The sequence below is a fragment of the Devosia albogilva genome, from assembly GCF_042685625.1.
Taxonomy (GTDB): Bacteria; Pseudomonadota; Alphaproteobacteria; order Rhizobiales; family Devosiaceae; genus Devosia; species Devosia albogilva.
The window spans coordinates 107,670-123,564 of record NZ_JBHUNP010000001.1 but is presented as its reverse complement, the minus strand read 5'-3'; the positions used below and the strand labels follow the sequence as shown (position 1 = coordinate 123,564).

The 15,895-nt window shown below is 67.1% G+C and carries 15 protein-coding genes and 1 tRNA gene; 11 read left to right on the top strand and 5 right to left on the bottom strand.

Translation table 11 applies throughout. The features are described 5' to 3' along the window. Nucleotides 1-162: 162 nt before the first annotated feature. Nucleotides 163-1,383, bottom strand: coding sequence for an FAD-dependent monooxygenase (locus tag ACFSX5_RS00650; RefSeq protein WP_386830802.1), 1,221 nt, complete (start codon nucleotides 1,381-1,383; stop codon nucleotides 163-165). A 154-nt stretch (nucleotides 1,384-1,537) separates the two neighbouring features. Here ACFSX5_RS00650 and ACFSX5_RS00645 point away from each other — a divergent pair, with 154 nt between their 5' ends. From ACFSX5_RS00645 to ACFSX5_RS00625, 5 genes are all read left to right on the top strand, one after another. Continuing rightward, a complete protein-coding gene (locus tag ACFSX5_RS00645; protein ID WP_386830801.1) occupies nucleotides 1,538-2,440 on the top strand; it encodes a TerC family protein in 903 nt (300 codons plus the stop codon). Continuing rightward, nucleotides 2,437-3,408 carry a quinone oxidoreductase family protein gene (locus ACFSX5_RS00640; RefSeq protein ID WP_386830799.1) on the top strand — a complete coding sequence of 324 codons (972 nt, stop codon included), beginning with the start codon at nucleotides 2,437-2,439 and terminating at the stop codon, nucleotides 3,406-3,408. The genes ACFSX5_RS00645 and ACFSX5_RS00640 overlap by 4 nt, the downstream gene beginning before the upstream one ends. A 49-nt stretch (nucleotides 3,409-3,457) precedes the next feature. Next, nucleotides 3,458-3,547: transfer RNA gene (locus tag ACFSX5_RS00635), tRNA-Ser, on the top strand. 184 nt (nucleotides 3,548-3,731) lie between these two features. Further along, a complete protein-coding gene (locus ACFSX5_RS00630) occupies nucleotides 3,732-4,190 on the top strand; it encodes a tripartite tricarboxylate transporter TctB family protein (RefSeq protein WP_386830798.1) in 459 nt (152 codons plus the stop codon). A gap of 1 nt (nucleotide 4,191) precedes the next feature. Next, complete coding sequence (locus ACFSX5_RS00625; RefSeq protein ID WP_386830796.1) at nucleotides 4,192-5,691, top strand: tripartite tricarboxylate transporter permease; 1,500 nt, start codon at nucleotides 4,192-4,194, stop codon at nucleotides 5,689-5,691. A gap of 3 nt (nucleotides 5,692-5,694) precedes the next feature. On the opposite strand, the gene ACFSX5_RS00620 is transcribed toward ACFSX5_RS00625, so the two are convergent. The 3 genes from ACFSX5_RS00620 to ACFSX5_RS00610 all read right to left on the bottom strand — a co-directional run bounded on the left by ACFSX5_RS00620 (nucleotide 5,695) and on the right by ACFSX5_RS00610 (nucleotide 8,706). Further along, nucleotides 5,695-7,077 carry an MmgE/PrpD family protein gene (locus ACFSX5_RS00620; RefSeq protein WP_386830794.1) on the bottom strand — a complete coding sequence of 461 codons (1,383 nt, stop codon included), beginning with the start codon at nucleotides 7,075-7,077 and terminating at the stop codon, nucleotides 5,695-5,697. A 74-nt stretch (nucleotides 7,078-7,151) separates the two neighbouring features. Then, entirely contained in the window at nucleotides 7,152-8,105 is a 954-nt protein-coding gene (locus ACFSX5_RS00615) for a Bug family tripartite tricarboxylate transporter substrate binding protein (RefSeq protein ID WP_386830792.1), read from the bottom strand. A gap of 91 nt (nucleotides 8,106-8,196) precedes the next feature. Beyond that, a complete protein-coding gene (locus tag ACFSX5_RS00610) occupies nucleotides 8,197-8,706 on the bottom strand; it encodes a ClbS/DfsB family four-helix bundle protein (protein ID WP_386830790.1) in 510 nt (169 codons plus the stop codon). Nucleotides 8,707-8,830: 124 nt separating this feature from the next. On the opposite strand from ACFSX5_RS00610, the gene ACFSX5_RS00605 reads away from it, so the two are divergent. The 5 genes from ACFSX5_RS00605 (at nucleotide 8,831) to ACFSX5_RS00585 (ending at nucleotide 11,835) form a co-directional block, all read left to right on the top strand. Continuing rightward, the gene (locus ACFSX5_RS00605) at nucleotides 8,831-9,067 is read left to right on the top strand and encodes a hypothetical protein (RefSeq protein ID WP_386830788.1); all 237 of its coding nucleotides are present in this window, start codon (nucleotides 8,831-8,833) and stop codon (nucleotides 9,065-9,067) included. 117 nt (nucleotides 9,068-9,184) lie between these two features. Continuing rightward, entirely contained in the window at nucleotides 9,185-9,361 is a 177-nt protein-coding gene (locus tag ACFSX5_RS00600) for a hypothetical protein (RefSeq protein ID WP_386830787.1), read from the top strand. Nucleotides 9,362-9,491: 130 nt separating this feature from the next. Next, nucleotides 9,492-10,160, top strand: a complete 669-nt coding sequence (locus ACFSX5_RS00595) for a 5-oxoprolinase subunit B family protein (protein WP_386830785.1) — start codon at nucleotides 9,492-9,494, stop codon at nucleotides 10,158-10,160. 5 nt (nucleotides 10,161-10,165) lie between these two features. Next, nucleotides 10,166-11,059, top strand: a complete 894-nt coding sequence (locus ACFSX5_RS00590; protein WP_386830783.1) for a 5-oxoprolinase subunit C family protein — start codon at nucleotides 10,166-10,168, stop codon at nucleotides 11,057-11,059. Next, nucleotides 11,056-11,835: a LamB/YcsF family protein gene (locus ACFSX5_RS00585; protein ID WP_386830781.1), complete on the top strand. Its 780-nt coding sequence runs from the start codon at nucleotides 11,056-11,058 to the stop codon at nucleotides 11,833-11,835. The genes ACFSX5_RS00590 and ACFSX5_RS00585 overlap by 4 nt, the downstream gene beginning before the upstream one ends. Here ACFSX5_RS00585 and ACFSX5_RS00580 read toward each other — a convergent pair. Then, on the bottom strand, nucleotides 11,832-12,302 hold the full coding sequence (locus ACFSX5_RS00580) for an Lrp/AsnC family transcriptional regulator (RefSeq protein WP_386830780.1): 471 nt from the start codon (nucleotides 12,300-12,302) through the stop codon (nucleotides 11,832-11,834). The genes ACFSX5_RS00585 and ACFSX5_RS00580 overlap by 4 nt on opposite strands. A gap of 119 nt (nucleotides 12,303-12,421) precedes the next feature. Between ACFSX5_RS00580 and putA the strand changes: the two genes are divergently transcribed. Then, nucleotides 12,422-15,793 (top strand): bifunctional proline dehydrogenase/L-glutamate gamma-semialdehyde dehydrogenase PutA, encoded by a 3,372-nt coding sequence (gene putA / locus ACFSX5_RS00575; protein ID WP_386830778.1) that lies wholly within the window; start codon nucleotides 12,422-12,424, stop codon nucleotides 15,791-15,793. Nucleotides 15,794-15,895: the final 102 nt, after the last annotated feature.

The window sequence follows — 15,895 nt, the reverse complement described above, 5'->3', positions numbered from 1 at the left end:
CGCGCCCTTTTCGTTTGCCCAGTGCGCAGTCACTGGCAACGCCGGGACAGCGGCGGATCTGGTTTCCGAAACGAGATCTTGCGGCAGTCATGGCATCTCGGGATGGGCCCCGGCTCAAGGCCGGGGTGACATCGTGGGTGTTGTAATTTTTGAGGAAGGCAATCAGCGTCGCGCTACGCCCATGCCGAGGCTGAAGGCGCGGCGGCGCAGGGGGGGCGCGAGCCGCAAGGCCCACAGCCCACTGGCGCGCAGGGCCTGGGCGGGCAGCAGATCGGTGATCAGCGAGCGGAACAGGGCGTCGACCATGCCGCCAGTGCGGCCGAGATCGGCAGCGCGACGGCTGGCATAGGACCGTGCCGCTTCGACGGACCAGGTCGGGCGCGCCGGATCGGCTGCGGCCACGGCAGCGGCAAGATCGGCAACGTCGCGCAGGCCGAGATTGAGCCCCTGGGCGCCGATCGGCGGGAACGCGTGGGCGGCTTCGCCCACAAGGGCGATTCCGTCCTGGCCGGCCCGATCGACGCTGAGGGTCGAGAGTGGGAAGACGAAGGCAGGCGTCACCACCGAGATGCGGCCGAACAGACGCTGCGACTTGTGATTTATCTGGGCCTGGAGCTGTTCGGGCCCGGACGAGCGGATCGTGTCGAGCACGGCATGGTCGTCGATCCAGACGAGGTTGGCGCGCGTGCCCCCCGCCGGCACCAGCGTAAAGGGGCCTTGCGGGTAATGGAATTCCACCGAGGTGCCGTCAAGCGGGCGGCCAAGCTCGAGGTCACAGACCAGAGCGGACTGGGTGAAGGCGTGCTCGCGGACGGTGAAGCCGCCGGCCGAACGAACCAGCGATTTCTTGCCATCGGCGCCGACGACCAGTTCAGCGTTGAGTTCGCTGCCGTCGCTGAGGGTGACGTGATAGGTGTTGCCATCCCGCCTGATGCCAGTAGCGCCAAGGGGGCGCACCTCAAGGTTCGGTAGCGTTTCGGCTACCGATTGGAAGCGCTCCATCAGCTTGATGTTGGGGAAGTTCCAGCCGAAGGCGGCAAGCCCGATTTCCGCGGCGTCGAACAGGGTCTCGGGTGCGCGGATCAACCGGTCCGTGGCGTCGATGATGCGGATGCGGGTCAACGGGTGACCGATGGCTTCCGGTGCGTCGACGAGGCCGGCGGAGCGGAGGAAGTCGACGCTGGGTTGCATCAGCGCCGAGGTGCGGCGATCGGGTGGCGCTGGTGGCGCCAGATGCACGGTCTGGAGCCCGGCGCGGGCGCAGACGATGGCTGCGGCTACACCCGTGAGGCCGCCGCCGACCACCAGGGCCTGGACAGGGGCGCCGAGGGCAGACGCGGGGGTGAAAGAGTCCATCGGTACCTCGAAGACTGGCTGGTCCATCACATACCACCCAGGCGCAGACCGAGGCCAGCCGTTTGCCGGAGCGGCACGACCCGGAAATCCCCGGCCGCGGAACTTGTGGTGTTTGTGGGGCTTTTCGGCTCGCAGAGGCGCACCTACATTGCGCGCCACGAGTCTCAACAGGAGCCCTGTGATGCTGGAACTACTCACCGATCCCACAGTCTGGGTGGCGTTCGCGACCCTGACGGTGATGGAGATCGTGCTCGGCATCGACAACATCGTCTTCATCTCGGTGCTGGTGTCGCGGCTGCCGCGCGAGCAGGCCGAGTTCGCCCGTAAGCTCGGCATCGGGCTGGCGCTGGTGTTCCGCATCATCCTCCTGCTGCTGATCAGCGTGATCGTGCAGTTGCAGGATCCGGTGTTCAGCGCCTTCGGGCATGACTTCTCGTGGAAGGACATCATCCTGATCGCCGGTGGCGGCTTCCTGATCTACAAGGCGACGCACGAGATGCACGCGGCAATGGAAGAGCCGCATGAGGTTGGCCTGGCGGAAGCCGCCAAGGCATCGATGCAGGCGATCCTGGTGCAGATCGTGGTCATCGACATGGTGTTTTCCATCGACTCCATCATCACGGCCGTGGGCATGGTGCCGGCGGATCAGGTGGCGGTGATGATAGCCGCCGTGCTGGTGGCGGTGGCGGTGATGTTCTTTGCCTCCGGGCCGATCGCCAAGTTCGTCGCCGATCACCCGACCACCAAGATGCTGGCGCTGGCCTTCCTGTTGCTGATCGGTGTGTCGCTGGTGGCCGACGGGCTCGGGTTCCACATCCCCAAGGGCTATATCTACTCGGCCATGGGCTTCTCGGTGCTGGTGGAAGCCATCAATATCATCGTCAAGCAGCGCAAATTGGCGCGGGCGGGGGTCTCCGGTTCCCCCAATCCGCCGGTGACGCCGTTTACCGGTGACACCGGTTCGGTGGGCGCGGCGCAGGGGGTGGCTGCGGTTGCTGCCAAGCCACGCGGACGCTCGACGCCGGCGTCGCGGGCGCAGGCTCGGCCGAAATCGGCTCCTCGCAAGCCCAAGGCACCGAAATGACCAAGGCTGTCGTCATCCACGAGATCGGTGGCCCGGAGGTGCTCCGCTATGAGGATCGTCCGGTGGGCGCGCCCGGACCGGGCGAGGTCCGGGTAAGGCACACCGCGATCGGGCTCAACTTCATCGACACCTATCAGCGCACCGGGCTTTATCCGATGCAGACGCCGTTCGTCGGCGGCAATGAGGGAGCAGGGGTGGTGACGGCGGTCGGGCCGGACGTCACCGAATTCCGTGTGGGCGACCGCGTGGCGTACCAGGGGACGCCCGGCGCCTATGCCGAGGAGCGAATTGCGCCGGCGCAGCGCATGGTGCGGGTGCCGGATGGCATTTCCGACGAGATTGCTGCGGCGATCATGCTTAAGGGGCTGACGGCCTACTATCTGCTGTTCAAAACCTGGGCGGTGCAGCCGGGCGAAACGCTGCTGTGGCACGCCGCAGCAGGCGGGACGGGCCTGATTGCCACGCAATGGGCCAAGGCGCTCGGCGCGACGGTGATCGGCACGGCGGGCAGCGCCGACAAGGTTGCGCTGGCCAGGGCGCATGGGTGCGACCACGTCATCAACTACCGCGAAGAGGATTTCGCTGAGCGGGTGAAGGAGATCACCGGCGGCCGCGGCGTCGATGTCGTCTATGATGGGGTGGGCAAGGCGACCTTCGACAAATCGCTCGACTGCCTCCGGCCACGCGGGCTGATGGTGAGCTTCGGCAATGCTTCGGGCGTGGTCAGCATCCCCGACCTGACGGTGCTGGCGCGCAAGGGCTCGCTGTTCGTGACGCGGCCGACCAGCAATGCCTATCTCGGCCGCCGGGAGGACCTGCTGGAGGGCGCCGAGGCTCTGTTCAAGGCGGTGCTCGACGGGTCCATCAAGGTGGAGATCGGCCGGACCTTCCGCTTGAGCGATGTGGCGGCGGCGCACCGGGCGCTCGAGGGGCGCGAGACTACCGGCTCTGTCGTGCTGCTGCCGTAGCGGTCGAGGCTGGACAGTTCGGCGGGCCGCCGGTAAACGGCTGCCCTACGGGTAGATGGCAGAGTGGTTGATTGCTCCGGTCTTGAAAACCGGCGAAGGTGCAAGCCTTCCGGGGGTTCGAATCCCTCTCTACCCGCCACTCCACTACAGACTTCAAACGACTCTCGTGATCGGCCACTGTCGGTCGCGCGAGCCTGCGTGCGCCGGGTACGGCGCATTCCGTTCAGCGAAACCCGGCGGCGGGGGCGGTTGTTTGGGGGCGGCTGAGGGGCGAGGTTGGGGTGAATACGAAGGTCGGCCTGCGCCGGCGGGTGGGGAAGCGCATGATTGATCGAGAAATGCTGGCGGGGCTGGTGTTCATGGCCGCCGGCATCGTCGCGGTTGCGGTGGGCTGGGGCTATGGCTTCGGCAGCTTTGCGGCGCTGGGCGCCGGCGCGATGCCGGTGCTGGTGGGCGCGGGGCTGATCGGGCTTGGGGCCGTGCAACTGCTGCAGGCGCGGGTGGCTATGCGGGCAGGGGAAGCGCTGGTGTCCGCCTTCCCACGGGCGGAACTGCGGCCACTGGCCGTCATCCTTGCTGCCGTGCTGGTGTTCGCCTTGCTGGTGGACCGGGTGGGGCTGGTGCCGGCGCTGGTGGCGCTGGTGGGCATCAGCTGGTTCGCCGAGCGGGGCGGGCGCGGGGTCGAGCTGGCCGCGGTGATGGTTGTCGTCGTGCTGCTGATCGTTGCGATCTTCTATTGGGGCCTCGGCATTCCCTTCCGCCTTGTGGCGTGGAGGTTCTGAGATGGATCTCGTCGCCTATCTGGCCCAGGGCCTCTCGGTCGCCGTCACGCCCGCCAACCTGCTCTACTGCCTGCTCGGGGTGACGCTCGGCACCGCCATCGGCGTGTTGCCGGGGGTGGGGCCGATCATCACCATCTCGCTATTGTTGCCGCTGACTTTCGGGCTGACGCCGGAAGCCAGCATCATCATGCTGGCGGGCATTTTCTATGGGGCCGCCTATGGAGGCTCGACCACGTCGATCCTGGTGAACCTGCCGGGGGAGGCCTCCTCGGCGGTGACCTGCCTCGATGGGCACAAAATGGCGCAGCAAGGGCGAGCGGGGGCGGCGCTGGCGGTGGCGGCGTTGGGCTCGTTCTTTGCCGGCACGGTTGGCACGCTGATCATCGCCATGGCCGGGCCGCCGCTCGCCGGCATCGCCATGCGGTTCGGGGCGGCCGAGTACGCGGCGCTGGTGTTCGTGGCGCTGCTGACCACGGCGGCGATGACACGCGGCGGGGTGGTCAAGGGCGTGGGCGTGGCGCTCCTCGGCATGGCGTTCGGCACGGTGGGGTCGGATGTGTCGACCGGCATGTTCCGCTTCACCTTCGGGATTCCGGAACTGCGGGACGGGATCGAGTTCGCGGTGCTCGCGGTGGGGCTGTTCGCGGTGGCCGAGATCATCGGCAATATCGGCGAGCCGCAGGGCACGGCGGTCTCGTCCAAGGCGATCGGGCGGCTGTGGCCATCGCGTGACGATTTCCGGCGTGCCTGGCCGGCGGTGCTGCGTGGCACCGGACTCGGGGCGCTGCTCGGCGTGCTGCCGGGGGCGGGGCTCGCGATGAGTTCGTTCAGCGCCTACATGGTGGAAAAGAGCACGGCGAAGGAGCCGGAGCGGTTCGGCGAAGGCGCGGTGGAAGGCGTGGCGGGGCCGGAAGCGGCGAACAATGCTGCCTCGCAGACCGCGTTCATCCCGACGCTGCTGTTGGGCGTGCCGGGCAGCCCCACCATGGCGTTGATGCTGGGCGCCTTCATGATCCATGGCGTGCAGCCGGGTCCGCGGATGATGGGCGACCATCCCGAGCTGTTCTGGGGGCTGATCGTGTCGATGTGGATCGGCAACCTGCTGCTGGTGGTGCTGAACCTGCCGCTGATCGGCATCTGGGTGCGGCTGCTGCAGGTGCCGTATCACTGGCTCTATGTGTTCGTGCTGGCCTTCGCCTGCGTCGGCGTGTTCGCCATGGGCGGGTCGCAGTTCGACCTGTTGGCGCTCGTGTTCTTCGGGCTGCTCGGCTACCTGCTGCGGGCGGCCGGGTGCAATCCTGCCCTGTTTATCCTCGGCTTCATTCTCGGGCCGATGTTCGAGACCAATTTCCGCCGGGCGATGACGCTGTCGCGGGGAGACCCGATGGTGTTCCTGGAGCGGCCGATCAGCCTGACCTTCGTCTTGATCGGTGTCGTGGTGCTGCTGGCGACCACGACCTCGTTCGTGCGGCGCGGGCGGGCGGAGGCGGAGGTGGCCTGAGGGTCAGCGCCCGAGCGCGGAGAACATCGCCTCGACATCGGCCACAAGGTTGATGTCGAGGAGCTGTTGTTCGAGGCTCCGGGCCGCCTTGGTGGGCAGCACGTCGGTGACGTTGGACCGGAACTTGTCGAGATAGACCGATTCCGGCGCGGGATTGCGCTCGGTGCCGAGCATGTCCTCGACAGTGTGGGTCAGGATGCGGCCGTCGTGAAGCTCGACGGTGACGACGCCGCGGGAGCGGCTGGTGTCCCTGGCGGCGATCGGATCGGGCAGGTGCACGACCTTGTCGGCCAGAGCGTTGATCACCGGGTTGCGCAGGTTCTCGGGCGCATAGGCGTTCTTGTCGAACCGGCCCAGCGCCAGCGCCTCGGCGACGGTGTGCTGCAGACTGATGCGGCCATGCCATGAGGTCAGCGGGCGGCGCTTTTCTTCGACCGGTTCGCAGATGGTCGCGAAGGATCGGGGCATGATCTCGCAACGGATTTCGCGCACGTCATCGGGCTTGATGTCGTACTGCTGGCGCAGGGTCAGCGCGGCGGCGATGAACGGCATCATGGTGTAGGCGCAGGGGTAGAGCTTGGGGGCGATGCGTAGGCTTTCCCAGCGGCTGCCGAGCTCGCCGGTGAGGGCGTCGAAGTTGAAGGTGACGCCGTTCTGGATGTAGCTGCGGTACCAACCGAAGCGGCCATCGAAGACGCCGGCGGGACCGGAGATGCCGTGGCGTGCGAGCGCGGCGGCGCGCACGGCTGCAGAAGCGGCGAAGCCGACATGCAGCGTCTTGGTCGAGGTGCCGTCCTGGAACGAGGCGATGAGGCCACCCGACAGGCTGCCGGCGGCGCCCACGGCATCGACGGTCTGTGCCAGCGAGAGCTGCCGCAGGCGGGCGACGGCATAGGTGGCGGCGAAGACGCCGTAGACGCTGGTGGGGTGGAAGCCGAGTTCGTGCATGCGGACCGGCGCCACCTGGCCAAGCCGGCAGACGATCTCGGAGCCGACGACCACAGCCTCGAGCAAGTCGCGGCCTGAAAGGCGCAATTGCTGCGCCACCGCCAGGCTGGCTGCTGCCACCACGCAGGTAGCGTGGATGTTGGTGGCGATGTGGGTGTCGTCATATTCGAGGACCGCAGCGGCGACGCCGTTGATGAAGGCGGCGCCGGCCGGCGAGGTCTCCATCGGGTCGACGAGGCTGTGGGCTCCGGTCCCGCCTGCATCTGAATCGGCGGTGGCGAGCACGGCCTTGCGTACGGTGTCATGCGAGCCGGACGCCAGTATCACCCCGACCACGTCGAGCAGACGGAGCCTGGCGTTGTGCACCACTTCGGCCGGTGCATCGTCGAGCGAGAAGTCGAGGGCCCAGCGGGCGATATCGGCGGAAAGATTGGTCACGGCGCGGTTCCGGATGGTGGACAAGCGAGCGCCCGCGACCCGGAGGGGTTCGCGGGCGCTGCAGGGGGAGAGTGTTACTGCTTCAGCCCGAGATCGGTCAGCACCGTTTCGAAGGCGTCGTAGTCGCTGCGCAAGGCAGCTTCGAGGTCTTCACTCGGGATGAAGCGCGGCGACACGCCGGCCTTGGTCAGCTTGTCGGCAAAGGCGGGGTCCTGAATGGCTTCTTCCAGTGCGCCCTGGATCTGCGCCACGAGCGCCGGGTCCATGTCGCCCGGACCCATCACCATCTGCCAGCCGGTGCCGGTGATGCTGTTGTAGCCGAGTTCGCCCAGCGCAGGCAGATCCGGGAATTCGGCCAGCCGATCGGGACCGGGGACCGCCAGTGGCGTGACCGTGTCCTGCCGCGCCTGCGGAATGGCTGCGGCGTCCATCATGAACTGGATGTCGCCGGCAAGCACGGCCTGGACGACCTCGGACGCGCCGCCATAGGCGATGTGCGTGGCCTCGATGCCCATCTTGCTCAGCATGTCGACGGTGGCGACATGGCCGGTCGAGCCGACACCCACCGAGCCGAAGTTCATCTCGCCGGGATGTTCTTTGCCGTAGGTGACGAACTCTTCGATGTTGGCGACCGGCAGCGACTTGGAGGCGACCAGCATGCGGACGGCCTCGCTGACATTGGCGATGGCCGTGAAGTCTTCGAAGGGATCGAAGCCAACAGGCGACAGGTGCGGCGCGGTGGTGAAGATGGCATTGCCCGCCAGCAGCAGGGTCGAGCCGTCATTGGCGGCGCGTGCCACCTGTTCGGCACCGATGGTGCCACCGGCGCCACCCACATTCTCCACCACGAAGGTAACGCCCAGGCGGTTGCCGAGTTCATCGGCAACGAGGCGCCCGACGATGTCACCGGCGCCGCCGGCGGCGTAGGGCACGATCATGGTGACGGTATCGACGGGGTAGTCCTGCGCGGCGGCCGGAATCGCAGTAGCGACAAGGGCTGCACCGGCAGCAAACAGCAAAGTTCTCATTTTTCGTTCCTCCCTAAGCAGATTGATAGAGGAGGGCGCGCTGGCGGCTACCCCCTGAGCTTGGACGTTTCGGTTGGCGGAATGAGCCGGGCTAGCGGGTCGTGGAGTGCAGCCAGCGCCGGATGCGACCGCGGGCATTCGCATAAGGCGAGGAACTGTTGAGCTGTATCATCCGGCCTTTTGTCCACTTTGCGTACCAGGCAGTGTCGTAGAGTTCGTGGTCGGAGCGGTGGGACACGCTCTGCACCAGGCGCGATTTGGCAGCCCGGAGGCGCTCCAGCAATGCCGTCCAACTCAAATGCCGGTAATCCGAGTAGAACTTTTGGGCCAGCAGGCCCAACTGGTTCCAATTGAAGCCGGCTTCTGGAAAGTCGACGGGCTTTCCGGCGTCATCCCGCTCCAGCCACTTAAGCACGAGCTCATTCCAGCCAACCAAATAGCTGACGAGGTCGGCAGGGCTGATGAGCGTGCCCTTGGCGTGACCCTCCATGGAGCGCTCGTGGGCCCGGTCCTCAGGCACGCGGACAAGGTCGGCCATCAGCCGGTCAAATGACACGTCGATGGCTTCAAGCAACTCATTCCGGGAAGTGGGTACCGGCATGCAAGCCCCCAAAACTGCGCCATGGTGGGCCGCACCGGCGGTCAACGATGCCTACAACCAAAAGGAGCTAGCTTGCGAGGCAAATCAAGCTTGGCTACACAGCAGCCTTTGAGCGGGGACCGACATGAGCCGCAAGGAATTCGAAGCGTCGCGTATGCGACGGATGAAGCGGGTGGCGGCGCGGCACGGGCTGACCATTCTGACCGCCGAGAAGATGAAGTCGCTGGGGCAGCCCGGTGGGCACGCACTTCGTGATGACGAGACGCATCAGGTGGTGTTCGGAAACGTGCCCAAGCCTTACTCGGCGGATCTCGATGCTATCGAGGCATATCTCGATCAACTCGAAGCCGGGGAAGAGTAAGGGCAGGCGGGATTCGTGTCCACCGGGCCGGAGCCGGGTTTCGGCCAATTCCCATTATTTGTTCCGTAAAGGAATCGTCCCACACTCGACCTGTGGCTCACTGTGGAGGCGCGTATTGTGTTTACCTTGATCAACGCTGACGCCGACGACGACGACGCCGAAATCACCGATCCCCAGGAAATCGCCGAACTGTTCGCCGCCATCGCGGCCGTCGCCATCGAGGCGATCGGCCCCGACCAGGCGCGGGAACTCTTCGACGCCGTTGTCGAACAGGAGGGCCGCGAGCCCAACTAACCTCTTCGGACTACCGGCGCCGGCGGCTCGCGCCGCCGGCACATGACGATCCCGGCGCATGCGGTCCGTGGCCGTTGACCACGCCCGGCGAGTTGGGCAAGGACTCGGGTGCGTAACCCGAAGGTGGTCTGTGCCTGTTGCCGAGCCGATCGACGATATGTCCTTGCCGCTGCTGATGCCGCTTGGCGACAGCGCCTTGCTGGTGCGGTTCGCCGATGCGCTGAGCGACGACGCCAATGCGGCGGCCATCGGGTTCGCGCGCGCGGTTCGGGCGCGGGGGCTGCCCGGCGTGGTGGAGGTGGTGCCGAACCTCGTTTCGGTGTTGCTGCGCTACGATCCGTTGCGGATCAGTTACGCGACGCTCGCCGGAGAGGTGCGGCTGGCGCTGTGGGGCGGCGTTCCGGCTGCGGATGCAGGGCGCGAGTGGAGCATTCCCGTGCGGTTCGATGGGCCCGATCTGGGGGAAGTGGCCGCGCTGATCGGGGTGAACATCGCCGAGTTCATTGCTGCGCATAATCGGAAGCCGCTGAGGGTGCTGGCGACCGGTTTTGCGCCGGGGTTCGTGTATTGCGGCTTGCTCGAGCAGGCGCTGGTGGTGCCGCGGCGGGGTGCCGTGCGGCCGGAAGTCCCGGCCGGTAGCGTGTTGTTCGCGGCGGGACAGACGGCGATTGCCGCCACTGCGATGCCGACGGGATGGCACGTGATCGGCTCGACGGAGTTTCGCAATTTCGAGCCGGAGGCGGAGCCGCCGACACGGTTGGCGGCGGGTGACACGGTGCGTTTCGAGGTGGCGCGGTGACGGCGTTGCTGCGGATCGTGCGGGCGTCGCCGCTGACCACTGTTCAGGACGCGGGCCGGTTCGGGGCGCTGGCGCATGGGATTGCGGCATCGGGGCCGATGGACCGGCGTGGGTATGAGGCTGCCGGGCTATTGGCCGGGGCAGGTGCGGGTGGTGTCGAGTTCACCCGGGCGGGGATCGAGATCGAACTGGTGGCGGGGCGATGCCGGGTGGGCTTTGCCGGTGGCGACTTCACCGCTGCGCAGGGCGGCGCGAGGGTCGGCTGGCCGGGTTTGGTGGAGCTGAGTGCGGGTGACCGGTTCTCGGTGACGCCCGGCGCGTGGGGCAATTACGGCTATCTGCGCTTCGGCGGCGACATTGATGTGCCGCTGGTGATGGGCAGCATGGCGACCAACAGCCGGGCCGGGCTCGGGGGTCTCGCGGGGCGGGCGCTGGTGGCGGGGGATGAGATCCGGATCGCTGGCAAAGGTAAGCCGGCGGTTACGGTTTTGCCCGCAGATGCGCCGGAGGAGGGGCCGATCCGCGTTGTGTGGGGGCTGCATGCTGATCGGTTCAGCCCGGCCGTGCGCGAAAGGTTTGTGGCGAGTGCATTCCGGGTTTCCATGCGGCTCGACCGCATGGGGGTGCGGCTGGAGGATACTGAGGGCGTGTTCGCTGCGACGCGCATGCTGGGGCTGGTGTCGGACGCGGTGGTGCCGGGGGATATCCAGATCCTGGGGGACGGCGCGCCGATCGTGCTGATGCGGGACCATCAGCCGACCGGTGGCTATCCGCGCATCGGCACGGTGATCAGTGCCGATCTCGACCGCCTGGCGCAGATGCGGCCGGGCACGGCGATTGCGTTTCAGCCCGTGACGGTGGAACATGCGCAGCAATTATTGCGGAGCCAGGCGGGATGACCTCGATCGACCTCAATGCCGATCTCGGCGAGGGCATGGGAACGGACGAGGACCTGCTCGCCATCGTCTCGAGCGCCTCGATCGCCTGCGGGGGCCATGCCGGCGACGCCCAGACGATCCGGCACATCCTCAAGATCTGCAAGGCGCGCGGCGTGCGGGCGGGGGCGCATCCCGGCTATGTCGACCGGAAGCGCTTCGGGCGGTTTCGGGTGGTGATGCCGCTCGACCAATTGCTAGGGCAGATCCGCTCGCAACTGTTCCTGGTGCGCTATATCGCCGATGAGGTGGGGGTGAAGCTGAGCTATGTGAAGCTCCACGGCGCGCTGGCCAACCAGACGGCCGAAGAACTGGCGTTCGCCGTCGGCATCTTCGCGACCATCCAGGCCATGGACCCGAAAATGGCGGTGCTGGCGCTCGACAACTCGCAGCAGGTGCGGGCGGCGAAGGCCGTCGGCATGCCGCTGATCCGCGAGGCCTATGCCGATCGTGCCTATACGGCGGAGGGGCTGCTGGTGCCGCGCAGCGAGCCGGGGGCGGTGATCGAAGACCCGGAAGCGGTGATCGAGCGTTGCCTGCGGCTGGCGAAGAGCGGGGAGATCGTCGCTGCGGACGGGACGGTGCTCCAGTCCGCGGCGCGTTCCATCTGCCTTCATGGCGACACGCCCGGGGCGGTGGATCTGGCGCGCGAGGTGCGGGATGCACTCGAGGCGGAGGGGATCACCATCGCCGCCAACGCGCCGGAGATCGGAGCAGAGGAGCCGGTGCCGGCGTCCTAGTCGGCGGCGTCGTCCTTCACCGCTTCCATGGAGACATGGGTTGAGGTGTGGGCGACGTGGGGCAGGGCGGAGATCTTCTCGCCCAGCACCTCGCGATAAGCGGCGATATCCTTGGTGCGGACCTTGAGCAGGTAGTCGAAGCTCGAGGCGATCATGTGCGCCTGTTCCACCTCGGGCAGGGCACGGACCGCCTTGTTGAAGGCTTCCAGCGCGGCTTTGCGGGTGTCGCTGAGCCGGACTTCTACGAAAGCGACATGCGGCAGGCCAAGGCGGGTGGGGTCGATGACGGCACGATAGCCGAGGATGTAGCCTTGCTCCTCGAGCCGCTTGATGCGGGCCTGGCACGGGGTCTTCGACAGATTCACCCGCCGACTGAGTTCGGCGACGCTGATGCGACCGTTGCGGGAGAGCTCGTCGAGGATGCGTCGGTCCATCTGGTTCAATGGGCTGGGTTGCGGCTGATCCATGGGCGATTGTCCTGAGAAGACTCGGTTCTATGTAGCACTGATCTGTTGGTAGGCGCTACTTCAGGCGGATCGCCTTTGGAGCTTGTGGCACAATCAGGCAGTTTTCCAGGTGTTTCGCCATGATTTCTGCTTCCGACGCCCGCCGTGCCCTTCATTCCCGTCTCTATGCCGATGAGACCGAACTCGTTCGAGGTCTGATCGCCGATACGGGGCTGGACGAGGCGGCACGGCAGGGCATTTCCGCCCGCGCCGTGGAGTTGGTGCAGGCGGTGCGCGGCGGCACCAAGCTCGGGCTGATGGAGAGCTTCCTCGCCGAATACGGGCTCGACAGCGAGGAAGGGCTGGCGCTGATGTCTCTTGCCGAGGCGCTGCTGCGCGTGCCGGACAGCGAGACGGTGGATGCGCTGATCCACGACAAGGTTGGCGGCGCCGATTGGGCCAGCCATTTCGGAGGTTCGCCGAACCCGCTGGTCAATTTCTCGTCCTGGGCGCTCAACCTGACCGCGGAAGTGCTGGGGGAGCCGGAAGTCGGACCGAAGAATGCGCTGCATCGCGCCGTGGCGCGACTGGGCGAACCGGTGATCCGCACCGCGGTGGGGCACGCGATGCGGCTGATGGGCAGCCAGTTCGTGTTCGGCCGTACCATCGATGAAGCGATCGGCCATGCGCGCAAACCGGAAGCGCTCGGTTACCGGTATTCCTACGACATGCTGGGTGAGGCGGCGCGTACGGCCGCGGATGCGCAGCGCTATTTCGAGGCGTATCTCCACGCCATCGAGGCGCTGACGCCGCACTGCATCCATGGCGCGGTGCGCGACAATCCCGGCATCTCGGTGAAGCTCAGTGCGCTGCATCCGCGCTACGAGGTGGCGCAGCGGGATCGGGTCATGGTCGAACTGGTGGAGGCGACCCGCAAGCTGGCGCTGGCGGCGGCCAAGGCAAACATGGGGTTCAATATAGACGCCGAGGAGGCGGACCGGCTCGACCTGTCGCTGGATGTGATCGAGGCGGTGCTCGAGACGCCGGAACTCGCGGGCTGGGACGGCTTCGGCGTGGTGGTGCAGGCCTATGGCAAGCGGGTGCTGCCGCTGATCGACTGGCTGGAGGCGACGGCGGCGCGGCTCGATCGCAAGATCATGGTGCGGCTGGTCAAGGGCGCCTATTGGGACGCCGAGATCAAGCGGGCGCAGGTGCTGGGGCTGCCGGACTACCCGGTCTATACCCGCAAGGCCGCGACCGATGTCAGCTATATCGCGGCGGCGCGGAAGCTGTTCGGGGCGGAGCACATCTACCCGCAGTTTGCGACGCACAATGCCCATACGGCGGCGGCGGTGCTGCATCTGGGCAATGCGGCGGGGCGCAGCCGCGACAGCTACGAATTCCAGCGCCTGCATGGCATGGGCGAACAGTTGCACGAGGTGCTGCGCAAGCAGCATGCGACGACGACGCGCATCTATGCGCCGGTGGGGGCGCACAAGGATCTGCTGGCCTATCTGGTGCGGCGGTTGCTCGAGAACGGCGCCAACGGATCGTTCGTGTATCAGATCGCCGACAACGATATCCCCGCCGAGGCAGTGGCGGAGGATCCGATCTGCAAGCTGCTGGCGCTGGGCGATGCCATCCCCAATTCGGCCATTCCGCAGCCGCTCGACATCTTCGGCGGCCGGCGGAACTCCAAGGGGCTGGACCTCACGGACCCGGTGGCGTTCGGGGAGGCCGATGCTGCGCGTGAGCGGTTCCGGACGCACCGGTGGCGGGCCGAGCCGCTGGGGGCAATGTCCGCGCCCGGCGGGGCGGAGTTGGCGGTGGTGAACCCGGCGGATCATGCGGATCAGGTCGGTGCGGTCGTTGAAGCGTCCGAGGCGCAGGTGCACGAGGCGTTTACCGCCGCGGTGGCGAGCGGTTGGGGCGGGCGGCCAGTGCAGGAGCGGGCCGAACTGCTGCGGCGAGTGGCGGACCTCTATGAGGCCAATGCCGTCGAGTTCTATGCGCTCTTGGCGCGGGAGGCCGGCAAGGTCTGGGCCGATGCAGTGTCGGAAGTGCGCGAGGCGGTGGATTTTCTGCGCTACTATGCCGATGAGGCAGCGAAGCTGACCGCGTCGCCGCGCGGGCCGTTCGTGTGCATCTCGCCCTGGAATTTCCCGTTGGCGATCTTCACCGGCCAGATTGCGGCGGCCCTGGTGGCGGGCAATCCGGTGCTGGCCAAGCCGGCGCCGCAGACGCCGCTGGTCGCCCATCGCGCGATGCAGTTGATGCACGAGGCCGGAGTGCCCAGGGATGCGGTGCAGTTGCTGCCCGGCGGACCACAGGTGGGGACGCTGCTGACCTCGAACCCGGCTCTGGCCGGAGTGGCGTTCACCGGCTCGCTGCCGACGGCGCGGGCGATCGAACGGGCGATGGCGGAACATGCCTCGCCGCAGGCGCCGCTGATCGCTGAAACCGGCGGGCTCAACGCCATGATCGTCGACACGACGGCGCTGACGGAGCAGGCGGTACGGGACGTGGTTGCGTCGGCCTTCCAGTCGGCGGGGCAGCGCTGCTCGGCGCTGCGCATCCTCTATGTTCAGGAGGAAGCAGCCGACCGCACCATCGAGATGCTGAAGGGGGCGATGGACGAACTGCGCCTCGGCAATCCGTGGGAACTGGCGACCGATGTGGGACCGATCATCGATCGGTCGGCGCGCGACAAGATCAGCACCTATGTCGCCGCGCGCGAGACACAGGTGGTCCACCGGCTGGCGGCGCCGGAGGGCGGCACCTTCGTTGCGCCGACGGTGATCCGGGTGGGTGGCATCGCCGATATTCCCGAGGAAATCTTCGGGCCGGTGCTGCATGTCGCGACGTTCCGCGGCGATCAGCTCGAGCAGGTGATCGCGGTGGTGAACGCTTCGGGCTTCGGGCTGACCTTCGGCATGCACACGCGCATCTCGTCGCGGGTGAAGCGGTTGGTCGGGCAGGTCCACGCCGGCAACATCTATGTCAACCGCAACCAGATCGGCGCGGTGGTGGGCTCGCAGCCGTTCGGTGGCGAGGGGCTGTCCGGCACAGGCCCAAAGGCGGGCGGGCCGCACTATCTGCCGCGGTTCACGGGAGCTGGCAGCAGCCTGCAGGATGGCGTGCTCGACCTGCCGGGGCCGACGGGGGAGAGCAATCGGCTCCACGTCGTGCCGCGCGGGACGCTGCTGTGCCTGGGGCCGAGCGAAGAGGACATGCTGGTGCAGCGGCAAATGGCGGAGCGGGCAGGATGCCGTGCCGAGGTTGCGGACGATGTCGCGGCGCTGGCCACGGCCGGCGGCTTCGATGCGGTTGCATGGTTCGGAGATGATGCCGGGCTCAAGCTGATCCGGCAGGCGCTGAGCCGTCGCGACGGCGCCTTGCTGCCGATCATTGCCGGTCCGCAGGATATCGGCCGGCTGCAGCTCGAGCGTCATGTGTGCATCGACACGACGGCGGCGGGCGGCAATGCGTCGCTGATTGCGTCGGCGGCTTAGGGGAGAGAACCCCCCCCAGCCTCCCCCGCAAGCGGGGGAGGGGCGGGCCGGCGTAACTCCGAACCTAGTGCCACACTCGGTCGACTCCTCCCCCGCTTGCGG

Excerpts from the sequence above, each read along its gene's own strand:
- ACFSX5_RS00625 (WP_386830796.1), top strand. The coding sequence starts at position 4,192 with ATGGATCTCGTCGCCTATCTGGCCCAGGGCCTCTCGGTCGCCGTCACG.
- ACFSX5_RS00585 (WP_386830781.1), top strand. The coding sequence starts at position 11,056 with ATGACCTCGATCGACCTCAATGCCGATCTCGGCGAGGGCATGGGAACG.
- ACFSX5_RS00645 (WP_386830801.1), top strand. The coding sequence starts at position 1,538 with ATGCTGGAACTACTCACCGATCCCACAGTCTGGGTGGCGTTCGCGACC.
- ACFSX5_RS00610 (WP_386830790.1), bottom strand. The coding sequence starts at position 8,706 with ATGCCGGTACCCACTTCCCGGAATGAGTTGCTTGAAGCCATCGACGTG.
- ACFSX5_RS00580 (WP_386830780.1), bottom strand. The coding sequence starts at position 12,302 with ATGGATCAGCCGCAACCCAGCCCATTGAACCAGATGGACCGACGCATC.
- ACFSX5_RS00650 (WP_386830802.1), bottom strand. The coding sequence starts at position 1,383 with ATGGACCAGCCAGTCTTCGAGGTACCGATGGACTCTTTCACCCCCGCG.
- ACFSX5_RS00615 (WP_386830792.1), bottom strand. The coding sequence starts at position 8,105 with ATGAGAACTTTGCTGTTTGCTGCCGGTGCAGCCCTTGTCGCTACTGCG.
- ACFSX5_RS00640 (WP_386830799.1), top strand. The coding sequence starts at position 2,437 with ATGACCAAGGCTGTCGTCATCCACGAGATCGGTGGCCCGGAGGTGCTC.
- ACFSX5_RS00630 (WP_386830798.1), top strand. The coding sequence starts at position 3,732 with ATGATTGATCGAGAAATGCTGGCGGGGCTGGTGTTCATGGCCGCCGGC.
- ACFSX5_RS00605 (WP_386830788.1), top strand. The coding sequence starts at position 8,831 with ATGAGCCGCAAGGAATTCGAAGCGTCGCGTATGCGACGGATGAAGCGG.
- putA (WP_386830778.1), top strand. The coding sequence starts at position 12,422 with ATGATTTCTGCTTCCGACGCCCGCCGTGCCCTTCATTCCCGTCTCTAT.